Source organism: Pseudomonas sp. UTLPPB19802, assembly GCF_059730225.1.
This window is the reverse complement of the sequence record NZ_AP048545.1, coordinates 4872287-4888206: the sequence shown is the minus strand read 5'-3', so window position 1 is coordinate 4888206 and position 15920 is coordinate 4872287. Positions and strand designations below refer to the sequence as shown.

Here is a 15920-nt window from a genome sequence, read left to right as displayed (position 1 = left end):
CATCACCGAGTAGCGCTGGCCAGCGCGCCTTTCACTGCTCCCAGTGCAATCCCGTGCATCAGCGTTCGATGCCCCTGTGGCTCCAGACCCGCTTCGTCGGTCCAGGCCGGCAGGTTGTTGAGCAGGCACAGGAAGGTACGCACGGTGGTGCGGGCCAGGGACTCGTCGGGGGAAAGGCCCAGTGGCGTAAGCAGCTTGACCAGGTGGCTTTCGTAGCGGCGGCGCAACTCCAGCACTGATGCCTGCTGCGAGTCGTCCAGGCAGTGGAACTCATGCTCCGCGACGCGAAAGAAATCGGCCTTGTCGCGGTGCAGGTCCAGATGGGCGGCGATCAGGGCGTCCAGGCGTTTTTCCGCCGAACGTGGGGCCGGGCTGGCGACGATATCGAGCAGGTCCCGGTGCAGGCTTTCGATCAGTTCGAACAGCAGCGCCTGCTTGCTCTCGATGTGGTTGTAGATTGAGCCCGGCTGGATGCCCAGGTGCGCCGCCAGTTCCCGCAGGCCGACCTGGGCGAACCCGCGCCGGGCAAACAGCGCCACGGCCTTGGTGCGGGTTTCCAGGTGGCGTGAAGGCTTCTGTTCCGGCGCCTGCGGCGCAATGGCGAGGGCGGCCCGGGCCATGGTCGATCAGCCTTCGTATGTGTAGAAGCCACGACCGCTCTTGCGGCCCAGGTAGCCGGCCGCGACCATCTCCCTGAGCAACTGCGCCGGTCGGTACTTCGGTTCGTCGAAGCCCGAATGCAGGCTTTCCATGATCGCCAGCAGGGTATCCAGGCCGATCAGGTCGGCCAGGGCCAGCGGGCCGATCGGCTGGTTGCAGCCCAGTTGCATGCCGGCGTCGATGTCCTCGGCACTGGCCAGCCCTTCCTGTAGGACGAAGATCGCTTCGTTGATCATCGGGCAGAGGATGCGGTTGACCACGAAGCCCGGGCGGTTGCGCGCGGTGACGGCGGTCTTGCCGATCTGCGTGGCCAGGGCGAGGGCATTGGCGTGGGTGGCGTCGCTGGTCTGCAGGCCGCGAATGACTTCCAGCAGGCCCATCATCGGCACCGGGTTGAAAAAGTGCAGGCCGATGAAGCGTTCAGGCCGGCTGATCGCCGCGGCCAGCTCGGTGATCGACAGCGACGAGGTGTTGGTGGCGATGATGCACTCGGCACCGACCACTTCGGCCACCTGCTTGAGGATGCGCTTTTTCAGCTCGAGGTTTTCCGTAGCGGCCTCGATCACCAGCTCGGCGCTGGTCAGCACCGCGTAGTCGGCACTCAGGCTGATGCGGCCAAGGGCGGCCTGCTTGTCCTCGGCGCTGATCACGGCCTTGCGTACCTGCCGCTCGAGGTTGTTGCCGAGGGTCGCCAGGCCCTTGTCCAGGGCGGCCTGGGACACGTCGATCAGACTGACCTGCAGGCCGGCTACCGCGCAGACCTGCGCAATACCGTTGCCCATGATGCCGGCGCCGATCACGGCGATACGTTGAATATTCATGAAGATCGTCCTTAAACCCGTTCGAAGATGACAGCGATGCCTTGCCCACCACCGATGCACATGGTGGCCAGGCCATAGCGGCCGCCCGTGCGATGCAGTTCGTGGATCAGCTTGGTGGCAATGATGGTGCCGGTGGCACCGACTGGATGACCGAGGGAAATGCCCGAGCCGTTGGGGTTGACCTTGGTTGGGTCGAGGCCCAGTTCCTGGCTGACGGCGCAGGCCTGGGCGGCGAAGGCGACGTTGGACTCGATCACATCGAGGTCGGCGATGTCCAGGCCGGCGCGCTTGAGTGCCAGGCGGGTGGCCGGGATCGGGCCGAGGCCCATCAGTTCCGGTTCGACCCCGGCGTGGGCGTAGGCCACCAGGCGTGCCAGGGGCTTGAGGCCGTTGGCCTGCACCGCCGAGGCAGTGGCCATCAGTACGGCGGCGGCGCCGTCATTGAGCCCCGAGGCATTGCCGGCGGTGACCGTGCCGTCCTTCTTGAAGGCGGTGCGCATCTGCGCCAGTTGCTCCAGCGAGGTGCTGCGCGGGTGTTCGTCGACGCTGAACAGCTCGGTGCCCTTGCGACTGCGCACTTCCACCGCGGCGATCTGCCCGCTGAAGCGGCCCTCGTCGATGGCGCGGCGTGCCCGTACCTGTTCTTCCAGGGCCAGGTCGTCCTGCATCTGGCGGGTGATGCCATTGCGTTCGGCGATGTTCTCGGCGGTGATGCCCATGTGGATGCCGTGGAACGGGTCATGGAGAATGCCGAGCATGTAATCGATGGCCTGGACGTTGCCCATGCGCGCGCCCCAACGGGCGGAAGGCAGCAGGTAGGGGCCGCGGCTCATGGATTCGGCGCCGGCGCCGATGGCGACCTCTGCATCGCCGAGCAGCAGGGTCTGGGCGGCCGAGACGATCGATTGCAGGCCGGAGCCGCAGAGGCGGTTGACGTTATAGGCCGGCGTTTCCTTGGGAATGCCGGCGTTCATCGCCGCAACGCGAGACAGGTAGGCGTCCTGGGTGTCGGTGGGGATCACGTTGCCCATCACCACGTGGCCGACCAGGGCCGGGTCCACATCGCCGCGCTGCAGGGCGGCCTTGACCGCGGTGGTCGCCAGTTCGCCCAGGGGCACATCCTTCAGGGCGCCACCGAAGGTGCCGATGGCTGTCCGGACGGCGCTGACGATATACACTTCGGGCTTTGACATGGGGCACTCCTGTTTTGTTGTTGTGGGAGCCGACTGGCTGGCGGTCCGCCAAAGTCGGCCATCCGGCACCTTTCCCGGCGCTGTCGGGGTAGCTATCGCCAGCAAGCCGGCTCCCACGGGGCTGAATGGGAAGCTTAGCTCGTGCCTGACGTATCATCTGAAGCAGGGCTTGTCTGGTCGGCCAGTCTAGGACCGGCCATCGATTCGGCCTATGCCGAAACTGCTCAGTAAACCTGTTCTTTTTTGCCATACGCAGTCCGGGATTCATGAAAGAAAAACATTCGGTGTCGTCGTATTTCGTCAAGGCCCTGTTGGTGCGCTTCCTTGACGATCCATCGCGGGTCGCCGAGCTGCTGCAGGCTGCCGGCTTCAGCGAGCGTTCGATTGACGCACTGGACGAGCGTGTCGCGCCCCGGCAATTGGCGCAGCTCTGGCTGGCGGTGATCCGCGAGCTGGGCGACGAGTTCTTCGGTTTCGACTCTCATGGCATGCCCATCGGCAGCTTTGCCCTGATCTGCCGCGGGCTGATCCAGGCACCGACGGTGGGCAAGGCGCTGGGCCTGTCGCTGGAATACTTCGCGCTGTTCCTGCGCGACATCCACGCCCAGGTGCAGGTGCGTGGCAAGCGCGTCGCGGTGGTGATGACCACCGATACCCGCGACCCGTACCTGCAGGCGGTGGTCACCGAAACTTACCTGATCCTGATTGTCGGCCTGATGTGCTGGCTGGCCGGCCGGCGGATTCCCATCAGCCGGGCGCGGTTTGCCCACGCGCGGCCGGCCCATGGCGACGAGCACCTGCTGTGGGGCGCCTATGTGGAGTTCGAGGCGCCGGTGACCGAGATCGAGTTCGAGCGCGAATGCCTGCGCCTGCCGGTGCTGGCCGATCGCAAGTCGCTCTATGCGTTCCTGCGCGATGCCCCGCAGTCGGTGTTCATCCGCTTTCGCAATCGCGAAGGGTTCAGCGCCAGGGTGCACCAGCGTCTGCGTTCGTGCGGCTACGATCACTGGCCGACCCTGGAACAGCTGGCTGACGAGTTCGATATCCACCTGGCCAGCCTGCGTCGGGCCTTGCAGCGCGAGGGTTTCTCCTACCAGGAAATCAAGGACGAAGTGCGCCGCACCATCGCCTTCGAGCGCCTGCGCAGCACCCGCATGAGCATCGCCGAGGTTGCCCAGGAAGTCGGATTCCGCGAGCCAAGTGCGTTTCACCGGGCCTTCAAGCAGTGGACGGGGGAGAGTCCGGGGAGCTTTCGCTTACGGGGGCAGAAGGGGTAACGTAGGGGCCAGGCGCGGTAGTCCATTCACTCCGAGGAAGCTCCATGTCGTCCCAGCACCTGACCGAATACGAAGATGCCAGCCCCGAAGTGCGCGCGGTTTACGATGACATCATGCAGACCCGCCAGGTCGGGCAGGTCAACAATTTCTGGAAGTGCCTGGCCGCGCATCCGCCCACCTTGCGCCGTACCTGGGACAGCCTCAAGGATATCATGGCACCCGGCGCCCTGGACTCGCTGACCAAGGAACTGATCTATGTCGCGGTCAGTGTCACCAACAACTGCCCGTACTGCATTGCCTCGCATACGGCGGCGGCCCGCAAGGCGGGGATGACCGATGCGATGTTTGGCGAGCTGCAGGCAGTGGTCGGCATGGCCAACGAGACCAACCGGCTGGCTAACGGCTATCGTGTGCCACTGGACGATGCGTTCAAGCTCGACTGAGTCGCCGGGCATCCATCAGGGAGGAACCTTCATGTTCAGCCATATCCAACTGGGCGCTAGGGATCTGCCGCGCATGATCGCCTTCTATGAGGCGGTACTGGCCGAGCTCGGCCTGGTACGCATGCCCGATGAACAGGACAGCGGCCCGCCCGGTGCCGGTTGGCGATTGCCGGGATGGGAGTGGCCGCATTTCTTCGTGCAGGAACCGTTCAACGGTTTGCCGGCGACCTGGGGCAACGGCGTGCAGGTGAGTTTCGCTGCGCCCTCGCCAGCGGCGGTGCAGGCCGCCTGGGATCGTGCCCTGGCGTTGGGGGCGACGGACGAAGGGGCGCCGGGCCTGCGACCGCATTATGGCGTCGACTACTACGGTGCCTATTGTCGTGATCCGGAAGGCAACAAGTTGTGCTTCGTGCACACCCGTGAATTGGACGCGATGCTCGCCCGGCAGCCCGCCAAGGCCTGAGCGCCGCTGTTGCCTGGGCAACAGTGATCCGACACATCTGTCGAAATGACGACAGGTCATGGATCATGTTTGTTTCGTATTTATATGATTTATATAGATAAATGTCTGTGGCATAGGCCGTGCAAGTAGACCGGTGAACCCTCTTCATCGCTCGCTCAGCGGAGCCCTGTATGCCTTGCACTCTTTTTTCGCTTTCCCGTTTCGTCTGGCTCGGCGCAGCATTGCTGCTGGGCCAGGCCGCCATTGTCCAGGCCGCCGAGGGCGACGATGCCGTGCCGTCCCTGGCCGGCAAGCGCATCGCCGTGAGCATGACCGGTACCAGTCACTATTTCGATATCAAGGCGTTCCAGGCCCAGGTCGATGAGATCAAGCGCCTGGGCGGCACACCGATCACCCTCGATGCCGGACGCAACGACAAGAACCTGGTGACCCAGTTGCAGACGGTGGTCACCCAGAAGCCCGATGCGGTGATCCAGACTCTCGGTACCCTGAGCGTGATCGACCCCTGGCTCAAGCGCATCAGCAAGGCCGGGATCCCGCTGTTCACCATCGATGCGCCGTCGCAGTACAGCCTCAACAACACTACCTCGGACAATGTCGCCACCGGCAAGGCCCTGGCCGACCAATTGATCAAGGACGCTGGCGGCAAGGGGCGGATCCTGGTGTTCAACGGCTTCTACGGTGTACCGGTCTGCGCGATCCGCTACGACCAGCTGAAACTGGCGCTCAAGGATCACCCACAACTGGAGATCATCGAGCCGGAGCTGCGCGATGTGATTCCCAATACCGTGCAGGATGCCTATTCCCAGGTGTCCGCGTTGCTCAACAAGTACCCGGCCGGCAGCGTCACGGCGATCTGGTCGGCCTGGGACATCCCGCAACTGGGGGCGAGCAAGGCGCTGATCGATGCCAAGCGTACCGAGATCAAGACCTACGGCGTCGACGGCACTCCCGAGGTGTTGGAACTGCTCGGCCAACCGAACTCGCCGGTCGGCGCAGTGGTGGCGCAGCAACCTGCGCTGATTGGCAAGACCGCGGTGCAGAACGTCGCCCGTTACCTGGCCGGCCAGCATGACCTGCCCAGGGAAACCCATGTCTCGACGCTGTTGACCACCGCCAGCAACCTGGCCCAGGTCCAGCAGTTGCGGGGTGACTGATGGCGGCGGTCCCGGCATTGCACCTTGAGCATCTGCGCAAGCGTTTCGGCGCGACCCTGGCGCTGGACGATGCCAGTCTCAAGGTTGCGCGCGGCACCATTCATGGCCTGGTGGGCGAGAACGGGGCCGGTAAGTCGACCCTGATCAAGATCCTGGCCGGCATACACAAGGCCGACGCCGGGCATCTGGGCATCGACGGCCAGCGCCATGCCGCGCTGTCGCCACGCCAGGTGGAAGCCCTGGGCGTGCAGTTCATCCATCAGGAACGCTTGCTGCCGGCGAGCTTCACCGTCGGCGAGGCGCTGTTCTTCGGCCATGAGTTGCGGCGCGGTCCGTTGCTGGATCGGCGTCGGCAACAGCGTGAGGCCGAGCGCCTGCTGGCGGAATACTTCGATCTGCAGTTGCCCGCCGGGGCCTTGGTGGGCGAGTTGAACAGCGCCCAGCGCCAGGTACTGCAAATCACCCGCGCACTGGTTCGCCAGCCGAAGATCCTGGTGTTCGACGAGCCCAGCGTGGCGCTGGTCAAGCGCGAGGTCGACCAGTTGCTGCGGATCGTCAGACGCCTGCGCGAGCAGGGGCTGTCGATCCTGTACATCTCCCATTACCTGCAGGAAATCGACAGCCTGTGCGACGAGGTCACGGTGCTGCGCAATGGCCGCGATGTGGCGGTGGTCGAGCCGCGCCACACCTCCAGCGCGCAGATTGCCCGGCTGATGGTCAACCGCGAGGTGCGCGAGATGTACCCCAAGGTTGCGGTCACTCCCGGCGAGCCGTTGCTGCAGCTGCGTGCCCTGAGCCTGACCCGGCATTACCGGCAGATCGATCTGCAACTGCGCCGGGGCGAGATCGTCGGCCTGACCGGGCTGGTCGGTTCCGGGGCCAAGGAACTGCTCAAGACTCTGTTCGGTGTGATCCGTGCCGACAGCGGCGAGATTCATCTCGACGGTCGGCTGCTGCGCCTGCGTTCGCCGGGCCAGGCCATTGCCGCGGGCATCGCCCTGGTGCCGGAGGAGCGACGTAGCCAGGGCATCGCGCCGGTGCTGTCGGTATTGGAAAACCTGACGCTGGCCGGGCTTCGGCGCTTCAGCCGCTGGGGCCTGCTGAGCCGGCGTCGGGAGCAGGCAGAGAGCCTGCGGCTGATCGACGAGTTGGCGATCAAGGCGCCTGGTCCCCAGGCGGCGGTCAGCCAGCTCAGTGGTGGCAATCAGCAGAAGGTTGCCCTGGGCAAATGGTTGAGCCGGCGTTCTGCCGTGTACCTGCTGGATGAGCCCTGTGTCGGGGTGGATGTCGGGGCGAAGGTGGAGATCTATCGACTGATCGGACGCCTGGTGCAGGAGGGCGCAGCGGTGCTGGTGCTGTCCTCGGACCTGCCGGAACTGATCGGTATCAGCGACCGTATCCTCGTGTTGCATCGCGGTGAGATCGCCGGTGAGTTCCGTGCGGGCGAGGTCGATAGCGATCGCTTGCTGGCCTGTGCCACCGGTGCCACTCGGGCCGAGGCAGTTGTCGTGAAAAGGGAGGTGGCGGATGTCGCTGTCTGATCCGCTTCAACTTGAAGCCCCCGCCGAGGGCCTGTCCCGACGCCTGTGGGTGTTGCTGCTGCGGCGGGGCTCCGCGGGGGTGTTCCTGGCCATTCTGCTGGGGTTTGCGCTGTCGGCGCCGAACTTCCTGTCATTGGGCAACATCACCAATGTCTTCAGCCAGTCGGCGATTTTAGGTGTGCTCGCCTTCGGCCTGACTTGCGTGATCATCGGCGGCGGCTCGAACGTGGTCGCCGGTGGGCTGGACTTGTCGCTGGCTGCCAACTTGGGCCTGTGTGCGGCGCTGTTCAGCCGGCTGAACAACGCCGGCCTGGAACTGTGGGCCAGCCTGCCCTTGACCCTGGGTTGCGGGCTGCTGGTCGGCCTGTTCAATGGTCTGGCGGTGGTGCTGCTGCGTTTGCCACCGCTGCTGGCGACACTGGCGAGCATGAACGTGCTGGCCGGGCTGGAGCTGGTGCTGACCGAAAACACTGTGGTGCCCACCGATTCAGCGTTACTGGACCTGCTCAGCAGCGGCAGTTGGCTGGGCGTACCGGCGCTGGCCTGGGTACTGCTGGTAACGGCAGGGCTGTTGACGCTGTTGATCCAGCACACCGCCTACGGGCTTCGTTTGCATGCGGTGGGCGAGTATCCCCAGGCCGCCCAGGCAGCAGGCATTCCCGTGGCGGGCTACGTGTTGTCCAGCTATCTGCTGTCGGGTCTGTGCGCCGCCCTGGCGGCCTTGTGCTCGGCGGCGTTCTTCAGCGGCAGCACCACCGGCTCCGCAGAGATGCTGCTGTCGGTGGTGGCGATCGCCTTTCTCGGCGTGGTGTTCTCCCGGCGACTGGTGGCGAGTATTCCCGGCACCTTGCTGGCGACTCTGCTGATCGGTTTCCTGATCAATGGCTTTCAACTGCTGAACATCTCCAGCTTCTGGGTCAATGGCGTGCAAGGCGTGCTGATCCTGCTGGTGGTGGCTGCGTCCAGCGCGCTGAATCGAGGGGAGGGCGCATGAGCCAGGTGCTCGCACGCCAGGCCGCGGGAGTGCGGTCGCTGTTGCCGTTTACCTTGCCGCTGGTGTTTCTGGCGATGGTTTTGCTGTTTGCCTGGCAGGCACCGGGTTTTCTCAGTGTTGGCAACCTCAGGAGCCTGGTGCTGAACAACTTCGTCCTGCTGGCGATTGTCGCCATCGGCATGACCTATGCGGTGGCGGCGGGCGGGATCGACCTGTCGGTCGGCACGGCCCTGGACTTCGCCAGCTTCAGCTTCGTCGTGTTGCTCAACGCAGGTCACGGGCTGGCGGTGGCGTTGCCGGTGGCATTGGGAGCGGGGCTGCTGGTGGGGCTGCTGAATGCCGGGCTGATCGCCGGACTGCGGATCAGTCCGTTCCTGGCGACCCTGGGCACCTTGTTCATCGGCACCAGCGCCCAGCAGTTGCTGTCCGACGGCGGCCAGCCGATCTACATCGCCCAGGGCTTCAAGCCGGAGCTGACTGGCATCAGTCTGTTCGGCGTGGCCTTGCCGTTGTGGACCGTGCTGGGCGTGGCGCTGGTCTATGGCCTGGTACTGGCCCGTGGGCGCCTGGGCCGCGAGCTGCTGGCCCAGGGTACCCAGCCGCTGCTGGCGTACTATTCTGGGTTGTCGGTGCGGCGCATCGTCACCAGCGTGGTACTGGCCACGGCCCTGGCCTGCGCCCTGGCCGGGGTATTGCTCAGCTCGACGGTCAACGCCTACGTGCCGTTGTCCGGCAATGCCTTCCTGCTCAATGCGATCGGCGCGGTGTTCATCGGCACCACTTTCAATCGCCAGGGCCGGGCCAACGTGCCGGGAACACTGCTGGGCGTGCTGTTCATCAACGTCATCGCCAACGGCCTGCTGCTGATCGGCTGGAACTTCTACTGGCAGCAGGTCGCGACCGGCGTGCTGATCTTCGGGGTGCTGGCGTTCAGCTTCGTCAGCCGGAGGATCATCGAGAGTCGCTAGCTGATACACCGACATTGCCGTTGCGACGATATTTGATTAAATTGCGAAGCATTCTCAATTGTATTCGTGACCTCCATGTCTCCCAGCGCTCTCAATTCGACTCCGGATCGGCCCGTCGCGACGCTCTATGGTGCGCACCATGGCTGGTTGGTCGGCTGGCTGCGAGCGCGGCTGGGCTGTTCGCAGCAGGCGGCGGACCTGGCCCAGGACACCTTCGTCCGCCTGTTGCTGGCGGAAAAGGCCCAGCGCCTGGATAAACCACTCGATGAGCCACGGCATTTCCTGGTCACCGTCGCCAAGCGGGTGATGGTCGACAGTTTCCGTCGGCGCAAGCTGGAGCAGGCGTATCTGCAGGCATTGGCCGAGCAGCCGGTGGGGGTGGCGATTTCGCCGGAAGAGCGCTGGTCGATCATCGAGACCCTGCAGGCGGTGGACGCCATGCTCGACGGCCTGGGGCGCAACGTGAAGCGCGCTTTCCTGATGTCGCAGTTGCAGGGGCTGGGCTACAAGGAGATCGCTGCGCAGTTGGACGTGTCGGTGAGTTCGGTGACCAAGTACGTCGCCAAGGCCACCGAGCATTGCCTGCTGTTCGCCCTGGATGCCCAGCCGTGACCCGCGATCAGCAACGCCTGGCGTTGTCGGCGGCGGCGCAATGGGTCGCGCGTCTGGCCGCGGCGCCAGAGGACGCGCAGATTCACCAGGCCTGGCGCCATTGGCGCGAGCAGAACCCTGCGCACCAATGGGCCTGGCAACGGGTGGAGATGCTCCAGGGACAGTTGCAGGGGTTGCCCGGCGCGCTGGCCTACAGCACGCTCGACAAGGCCGGCGAACGTTCCTTGGGCCTGGACCGGAGGGGGCTGCTCAAGGGCCTGGTGATGGCCGTGGGTGTCGGCGGCATCGGTTGGAGCGGCTATCGTGCAGCTCCGATCTGGCTGGCCGATCACCGTACCGCCACCGGTGAACGGCGCAGCTTCGAGCTGGCCGATGGTTCCCGCCTGACCCTCAACACCGCCAGTGCCGTGGATGTGCGCTTCGACGCCGGCCAGCGCCTGCTGATCCTGCGCGAAGGGGAGATTCTGGTGGAAACCGCCAAGGATGCCCGACCGTTCATCGTGCGCAGTACCCAGGGCGACATGCGTGCATTGGGCACCCGGTTCACGGTGCGCCAGCAGGATGACTCGACACGCCTGAGCGTGCTCGAACATGCCGTGGCGGTTCGACCGCAGGCGCTCGACCGAGAGCAGGTCATCGCGGCGGGGCAGTCGGTGAGCTTCAGCCGCTACCAGGTGGACGCAGTGCAGCCGCTGGAGTCGGGGGAGGGTGAGTGGGCCCGTGGGCGACTGCTGATCGACGGCTGGCGGCTGGATCGACTGCTTGCCGAGTTGCAGCGCTACCGTCCCGGTTACCTGGGTTGTTCGGCCGAGGTCGCGGGACTGCGGCTGTCCGGTGCCTATCCACTGGACGACACCGATCGCGCCCTGGTGGCCGTGGCCCGGGCCTTGCCGGTGCAGGTGGTGCAGCGCACCCGCTACTGGACGCGGGTGGTCGGCGAAAATAAATGAAAAATAATCAGATTCGGCTTGTCGATTTTTAGTTGCTGGTTCGACTCCCTCTTGAACGAACACTTCCGCTCATTCGGATCATCAGGAGCCAGCATGCAACCAGGGTACACCAGCGCCGCCGTCCCACCTCTTCACTCCCATGCGCGAAAGCCCCTGGCGGTGGCTGTTCTCGGCGCCTGCCTGGCGTTGCAATACAGTCTCGGCGCGCCGTTGTTCAGCCGATCCAGCCAGGCCGATGCCGCCTCGGCGCAGCAGGCCTATTCGATAGCCGGTGGTCCGCTGGGCGCGGTGCTGAGCCGCTTCTCCGGGGATGCCGGGGTGGTGCTGTCGTTCGATTCGAACCTTACCGCCGGCCGCCAGAGTCCCGGCCTGAAAGGCACCTACAGCGTCGACCAGGGTTTTGCCGTGCTGCTGGCCGGCAGTGGCCTGGCAGCGGTGCGCAATGCCGATGGCAGTTACTCGCTGATCACCGTCGCCTCCGGAGGCGCGTTGTCCCTGGGGGCTACCACCATTTCGGGCGATGCTCTGGGTCTGACTACCGAGAACACCCATTCCTACACTACCGGGGCAACCAGCACTGCGACCAAACTGCCGTTGTCGCTGCGCGAAACGCCGCAGTCGGTCAGCGTGATCACCCGGCAACTGATGGATGACCAGCACCTGTCGACGCTCAACGACGTGCTCAAGTTCACCCCCGGCATCACCACCAACCATCGCGACAGTGATCGCTACACCTTCTACTCCCGTGGCTTCCAGATCCAGAACTACCAGTTCGACGGCATTCCCTCGCAGACCATCAACGATTCGCAGCAATACACCGGTACGCTGCTGGATATGGCGATCTATGATCGGGTCGAAGTGCTGCGCGGCGCCACCGGCCTGCTCAGTGGTTCCGGCTCGCCGTCGGCGGCGATCAACCTGGTGCGCAAGCGGCCGACCAAAGACTTCCAAGGTTATGTCTCCGGTGACGTCGGTGCCTGGGACAAGTATCGCACCGAAGGCGATGTCTCCGGCCCGCTGACCGACAGCGGCAACATCCGTGGGCGCGTGGTGGCGGTGTATGAGAAGCAGAACTCCTTCATCGACTGGTACAAGCAGGAAAAGCGCGTATTGTACGGTGCCCTCGACGTCGACCTGAGCGAAGACACCCTGCTGCGCCTGAGCCTGGACTACCAGAACAACGACTCCGATGGTGTCAGCTTCGGCCATATCCCGCTGTTCAACAGCAATGGCACCCAGACGAATTTCTCCCGTTCGTTCAACCCGGCCGCGCGCTGGAGCTACCTGGACAACAGCCACTACAACTTCACCAGCCAGCTTGAGCACAAGTTGGCCAATGACTGGAGTCTCAAGGCCTCCTATAGCCACCAGTACGCCTACCGTCGCGGCACCGTGGGCTCGGCCAGTGGCGGCAAGTCCGACCCGCTGACCGGCAGCGGTAATTTCATGTTCGTCAACCGCCTGGACAGCTACCAGACCCAGGACACCCTCGACGTCTTCGCCTCCGGCCCGTTCAGCCTGCTCGGGCGCGAACATGAGCTGGTGCTGGGCGCCAGTACTTCGCGCACTCACCTGAACTACCCGACCTATGACCGGGCCAACCCGGCGGTACCGAATATCCATGAGTGGGATGGCAACCTGATCGGCAAGCCGCACCTGGCCAAGCTCGACGACAACCTGTCGCGCCTGCAGCAGACCGGCGTCTATGGCGCGCTGCGTCTGAAACCGACGGATGCGCTGTCGGTGATTCTCGGTACCCGTGTCAGTTGGTGGAACCAGCTGGATTCCGGCACCCACGACGAGGACGGCCTGCCGCCAACCAACGACCGCACAAAGAAGACCGGAGTCGTGACTCCCTATGCCGGGATCGTCTACGACCTCGACGATACCTACTCGGTCTATGCCAGCTACACCAGCATTTTCCAGCCGCAGCCGGGCACCAAGACCAGGAACGACACTTCGCTGGCGCCGCTGGAAGGCGACAACTATGAACTGGGGATCAAGGGCGAGTACTTCGGTGGTGCGCTCAATGCCAGCCTGGCGCTGTTCGAGATCAGGCAGGACAACCTGGCCCAGCCGGATGGCGTCAGCGTGAGCGGCTTGGATGCCTACAAGGCAATCAGTGGCGCGATCACCCGGGGTGTGGAAACCGAGATTTCCGGTGAGGTGCAGCCGGGCTGGAATCTGTTCGGTGGCTACACCTATCGGGAAACCCACGACAAGGACGGCAAGCGCGCGATTACCGACCAGCCGATCAATCTGTTCAAGCTGGGCACCACCTACCGCCTGGGTGGCGACTGGAACCGCCTGACCGTAGGTGGCAGTGTCACCTGGCAGAGCACCATCTATCACGAGGACGCAGACTCCGGCTTCCGCGCCTACCAGAATGATTATGCGCTGGTCGGCCTGCTGGCCAACTATGAGGTCAACGACCAGCTCACGGTCGGAGTGAACGTCAACAACCTGTTCGACGAGAAGTACTACGACGGCCTCGGTACCTTCAACTCCGGCTCCTACGGCGAACCGCGCAATGCGGTACTCAGCGCCAAGTGGAAGTTCTGAAACCTGGGTTGAGCCTGGCCGCCTGATCGGGCGGCCGGTGCCTCAGTGCGCGTGGGTGTCTGGCGAACTCTTGAGTATTTTCAGCCACTCGACGGCGAGACGATGACAGTCGCCTGGCCAGCGGGCGGTCAGCAGGTTGCCGTCGCGGACGGTGAAGCCGCGCTCGGGTTTGCTGGCGGAATCACGCAGCAGTGCCGGTGGCCCGCTGATGAAGTCCCTCGGGCTCGCCAGCACGGCCTTGATCTCCGATTCGACGGTCTGCGGGTAGGTGCGGTAGTAGCGACCGAGCCAGGGTGCGGTGATCAGCCAGGCGGCGAGTTCCATGGTTGTCGACAGCAGGGCGGTGAGCTTGCGGCCGTACAGCACGGATCGCCCGGTGTCCGGGTCGAGGGTGCGAGCGAACAGCAGCGGGCCATGGCAGACGGAGGCGGTCGGCTTGTCGGTCTTGAAGAAGTGCAGGGCGATCCGTTGCGCCAGGTCGGATTCCAGCAGGCTGCGCATGCCGTCGGCATGGCCACCGGGGACCAGCAGGCCGTCGAACTGTGCGGGGTCGACGTCGGCGTAGGCCATGGGCTGCAGGAAGTAAGGATCGGCGAGCATTGCGCGGTAGCTTTCCAGGTCGGGCTTGCGGGTCATCAGCAGCGGATTGAGTGGGCCGAAGCCGCCTTCCACCAGGCGTGGGTCGGCATGGGCCACGGTGCCTTGGGGCGTGGCGAAGCGCACCCCGATACCGGCACGGTGCAGGTACTGCCAGGGGACGCTGCTTTCGGTGGGGTCGTAGTCGCAGTGGGGCAGCAGGACAAGAATCATGCGGGGGCTCGCTCAATGCGTATGGACACATGAGTCGAGGATAGCAGTCGGGGGACGGAACATTGCTTTCCCCTGTGGCGAGCGGGCTTGCCCGCGCTCGGCTGCGGAGCAGTCGTAAACCCAGGATCCCCATTCCTCCTGATGCACCGCGTTGGCTGGTTTTGGGGGTGCTTTGCACCCCAGCGCAGGCAAGCCTGCTCTCCACATTGGTCCGTGGTGCTGCTTGAGGTGGGAGTGGTCTCATTGTTACTGGCGCCGCGTGCAATGAGAGTGACTGGTGGCCCCGCTTGTGGTGAGCGGGCTTGCCCGCGCTCGGCTGCGGAGCAGTCGTAAACCCAGGATCCCCATTCCTCCTGATGCACCGCGTTGGCTGGCTTGGGGGTGCCTTGCACCCCAGCGCAGGCAAGCCTGCTCGCCACATTGGTCCGTGGTGCTGCTTGAGGTGGGAGTGGTCTCATTGTTACTGGCGCCGCGTGCAATGAGAGCGACTGGTGGCCCCGCTTGTGGCGAGCGGGCTTGCCCGCGCTCGGCTGCGGAGCAGTCGTCAGCCCAGGTTCCCCATTCCTCCTGATGCACCGCGTTGGCTGGCTTGGGGGTGCCTTGCACCCCAGCGCAGGCAAGCCTGCTCGCCACAACAAGCCCGGTCACTCAATCCAGTCAAGTCGTTCCATCCCGTGGCGAGCGGTATCTCAATAGTCAACATTGTGCTGAAGAAACTCAAAGCCAAGCCGCATCCCACAACGGATAGTCGCCCACCCGTTCTACCAGGCCAGCACGTAGAGGATTGGCGATGATGTACCTGGCCGTGCCCCGCAGGTCTTCACCATCGCGAATGGCCCTGTCGTGATAACCGCTTTGCCAGAAACGACCGTGCTTGCCCGTTGCGCGGTTGATGACCAATGTGCTGCGGGATTTGACGCTGCCGACAAGTTGGGGGAGGCGAGTGTGGTGCAGTTGCAACAGCCAGTGGAAGTGGTCTGGCATGACCACCCAGGCCAGTGATGTCACGAGGCCGAGTTCATGGAGTTTTTTCATTTCGGCAACCAGCAGGCGTCCCAATTTCAAGTCGCTGAAGAGGGGGTATCTCCCATGTACCACTGCCGTAACGAGATAGGCCCGGCCGGGTTCGGAGTATCGGCCTGTACGCAGGCGGTGAGAGTTGGGGCGGGCACGCAATCCGTTGCGCTCTTTTGCTGAGATAAGTCTGATTCACGCTAGCAGTGCAAACAGTGCTGGGAGGCAGGATATGTTTACTGTGTGTTGCCACCTCTATGTGCTGGACGGTGGTTTTCCCTGCTCTGGCTGAGATGGATTGGCATTGGAGATATGCAACAACACCGTGTTCGGGTAAGTCGCCTGTGGTGAGCGGGCTTGCCCGCGCTCGGCTGCGGAGCAGCCGCGAGCCCGGGTTCCAGCTTCCCCATTCTTCCTGATGCACCGCGTTGGCTGGCTTGGGGGCGCCTTGCACC

General features: G+C 64.3%; 15 protein-coding genes. 10 read left to right on the top strand and 5 right to left on the bottom strand.

Annotated elements, in window-relative coordinates; translation table 11 throughout:
• Positions 1 to 2: 2 nt before the first annotated feature.
• From AC6I6U_RS21085 to AC6I6U_RS21075, 3 genes are read right to left on the bottom strand one after another with little or no spacing between them, the layout of a single operon-like run.
• A complete protein-coding gene (locus AC6I6U_RS21085; protein WP_497877961.1) occupies positions 3 to 620 on the bottom strand; it encodes a TetR/AcrR family transcriptional regulator in 618 nt (205 codons plus the stop codon).
• Positions 621 to 626: 6 nt separating this feature from the next.
• Positions 627 to 1481: a 3-hydroxybutyryl-CoA dehydrogenase gene (locus AC6I6U_RS21080; RefSeq protein ID WP_497877960.1), complete on the bottom strand. Its 855-nt coding sequence runs from the start codon at positions 1479 to 1481 to the stop codon at positions 627 to 629.
• A gap of 11 nt (positions 1482 to 1492) precedes the next feature.
• Positions 1493 to 2674: an acetyl-CoA C-acyltransferase family protein gene (locus tag AC6I6U_RS21075; protein WP_497877959.1), complete on the bottom strand. Its 1182-nt coding sequence runs from the start codon at positions 2672 to 2674 to the stop codon at positions 1493 to 1495.
• Positions 2675 to 2940: 266 nt separating this feature from the next.
• On the opposite strand from AC6I6U_RS21075, the gene AC6I6U_RS21070 reads away from it, so the two are divergent.
• From AC6I6U_RS21070 to AC6I6U_RS21025, 10 genes are all read left to right on the top strand, one after another.
• Positions 2941 to 3951: an AraC family transcriptional regulator gene (locus AC6I6U_RS21070; protein WP_497877958.1), complete on the top strand. Its 1011-nt coding sequence runs from the start codon at positions 2941 to 2943 to the stop codon at positions 3949 to 3951.
• Positions 3952 to 3995: 44 nt separating this feature from the next.
• A complete protein-coding gene (locus tag AC6I6U_RS21065; RefSeq protein WP_497877957.1) occupies positions 3996 to 4394 on the top strand; it encodes a carboxymuconolactone decarboxylase family protein in 399 nt (132 codons plus the stop codon).
• Positions 4395 to 4425: 31 nt separating this feature from the next.
• Positions 4426 to 4857, top strand: coding sequence for a VOC family protein (locus AC6I6U_RS21060; RefSeq protein WP_497877956.1), 432 nt, complete (start codon positions 4426 to 4428; stop codon positions 4855 to 4857).
• A gap of 170 nt (positions 4858 to 5027) precedes the next feature.
• On the top strand, positions 5028 to 6014 hold the full coding sequence (locus AC6I6U_RS21055; protein WP_497877955.1) for a sugar ABC transporter substrate-binding protein: 987 nt from the start codon (positions 5028 to 5030) through the stop codon (positions 6012 to 6014).
• On the top strand, positions 6014 to 7555 hold the full coding sequence (locus tag AC6I6U_RS21050) for a sugar ABC transporter ATP-binding protein (RefSeq protein ID WP_497877954.1): 1542 nt from the start codon (positions 6014 to 6016) through the stop codon (positions 7553 to 7555). The genes AC6I6U_RS21055 and AC6I6U_RS21050 overlap by 1 nt, the downstream gene beginning before the upstream one ends.
• Positions 7542 to 8549, top strand: a complete 1008-nt coding sequence (locus tag AC6I6U_RS21045) for an ABC transporter permease (protein WP_497877953.1) — start codon at positions 7542 to 7544, stop codon at positions 8547 to 8549. The genes AC6I6U_RS21050 and AC6I6U_RS21045 overlap by 14 nt, the downstream gene beginning before the upstream one ends.
• Entirely contained in the window at positions 8546 to 9517 is a 972-nt protein-coding gene (locus AC6I6U_RS21040; RefSeq protein WP_497877952.1) for an ABC transporter permease, read from the top strand. Before AC6I6U_RS21045 ends, AC6I6U_RS21040 begins: the two co-directional genes overlap by 4 nt.
• Before the next feature lie 75 nt (positions 9518 to 9592).
• Positions 9593 to 10129: a sigma-70 family RNA polymerase sigma factor gene (locus tag AC6I6U_RS21035; protein WP_497877951.1), complete on the top strand. Its 537-nt coding sequence runs from the start codon at positions 9593 to 9595 to the stop codon at positions 10127 to 10129.
• The gene (locus AC6I6U_RS21030) at positions 10126 to 11079 is read left to right on the top strand and encodes a FecR domain-containing protein (protein WP_497877950.1); all 954 of its coding nucleotides are present in this window, start codon (positions 10126 to 10128) and stop codon (positions 11077 to 11079) included. Before AC6I6U_RS21035 ends, AC6I6U_RS21030 begins: the two co-directional genes overlap by 4 nt.
• A gap of 93 nt (positions 11080 to 11172) precedes the next feature.
• Positions 11173 to 13641: a TonB-dependent siderophore receptor gene (locus AC6I6U_RS21025; protein WP_497877949.1), complete on the top strand. Its 2469-nt coding sequence runs from the start codon at positions 11173 to 11175 to the stop codon at positions 13639 to 13641.
• A gap of 42 nt (positions 13642 to 13683) precedes the next feature.
• On the opposite strand, the gene AC6I6U_RS21020 is transcribed toward AC6I6U_RS21025, so the two are convergent.
• Both AC6I6U_RS21020 and AC6I6U_RS21015 read right to left on the bottom strand, forming a co-directional pair.
• On the bottom strand, positions 13684 to 14451 hold the full coding sequence (locus tag AC6I6U_RS21020) for a DJ-1/PfpI family protein (RefSeq protein WP_497877948.1): 768 nt from the start codon (positions 14449 to 14451) through the stop codon (positions 13684 to 13686).
• A gap of 717 nt (positions 14452 to 15168) precedes the next feature.
• Positions 15169 to 15627, bottom strand: coding sequence for an REP-associated tyrosine transposase (locus AC6I6U_RS21015; RefSeq protein WP_497877947.1), 459 nt, complete (start codon positions 15625 to 15627; stop codon positions 15169 to 15171).
• Positions 15628 to 15920 lie beyond the last annotated feature (293 nt).

Bases quoted from the DNA above. Each gene is read 5' to 3' on its own strand.
- AC6I6U_RS21085 (WP_497877961.1), bottom strand. From the start codon at position 620: ATGGCCCGGGCCGCCCTCGCCATTGCGCCGCAGGCGCCGGAACAGAAG.
- AC6I6U_RS21080 (WP_497877960.1), bottom strand. From the start codon at position 1,481: ATGAATATTCAACGTATCGCCGTGATCGGCGCCGGCATCATGGGCAAC.
- AC6I6U_RS21075 (WP_497877959.1), bottom strand. From the start codon at position 2,674: ATGTCAAAGCCCGAAGTGTATATCGTCAGCGCCGTCCGGACAGCCATC.
- AC6I6U_RS21070 (WP_497877958.1), top strand. From the start codon at position 2,941: ATGAAAGAAAAACATTCGGTGTCGTCGTATTTCGTCAAGGCCCTGTTG.
- AC6I6U_RS21065 (WP_497877957.1), top strand. From the start codon at position 3,996: ATGTCGTCCCAGCACCTGACCGAATACGAAGATGCCAGCCCCGAAGTG.
- AC6I6U_RS21060 (WP_497877956.1), top strand. From the start codon at position 4,426: ATGTTCAGCCATATCCAACTGGGCGCTAGGGATCTGCCGCGCATGATC.
- AC6I6U_RS21055 (WP_497877955.1), top strand. From the start codon at position 5,028: ATGCCTTGCACTCTTTTTTCGCTTTCCCGTTTCGTCTGGCTCGGCGCA.
- AC6I6U_RS21050 (WP_497877954.1), top strand. From the start codon at position 6,014: ATGGCGGCGGTCCCGGCATTGCACCTTGAGCATCTGCGCAAGCGTTTC.
- AC6I6U_RS21045 (WP_497877953.1), top strand. From the start codon at position 7,542: ATGTCGCTGTCTGATCCGCTTCAACTTGAAGCCCCCGCCGAGGGCCTG.
- AC6I6U_RS21040 (WP_497877952.1), top strand. From the start codon at position 8,546: ATGAGCCAGGTGCTCGCACGCCAGGCCGCGGGAGTGCGGTCGCTGTTG.
- AC6I6U_RS21035 (WP_497877951.1), top strand. From the start codon at position 9,593: ATGTCTCCCAGCGCTCTCAATTCGACTCCGGATCGGCCCGTCGCGACG.
- AC6I6U_RS21025 (WP_497877949.1), top strand. From the start codon at position 11,173: ATGCAACCAGGGTACACCAGCGCCGCCGTCCCACCTCTTCACTCCCAT.
- AC6I6U_RS21020 (WP_497877948.1), bottom strand. From the start codon at position 14,451: ATGATTCTTGTCCTGCTGCCCCACTGCGACTACGACCCCACCGAAAGC.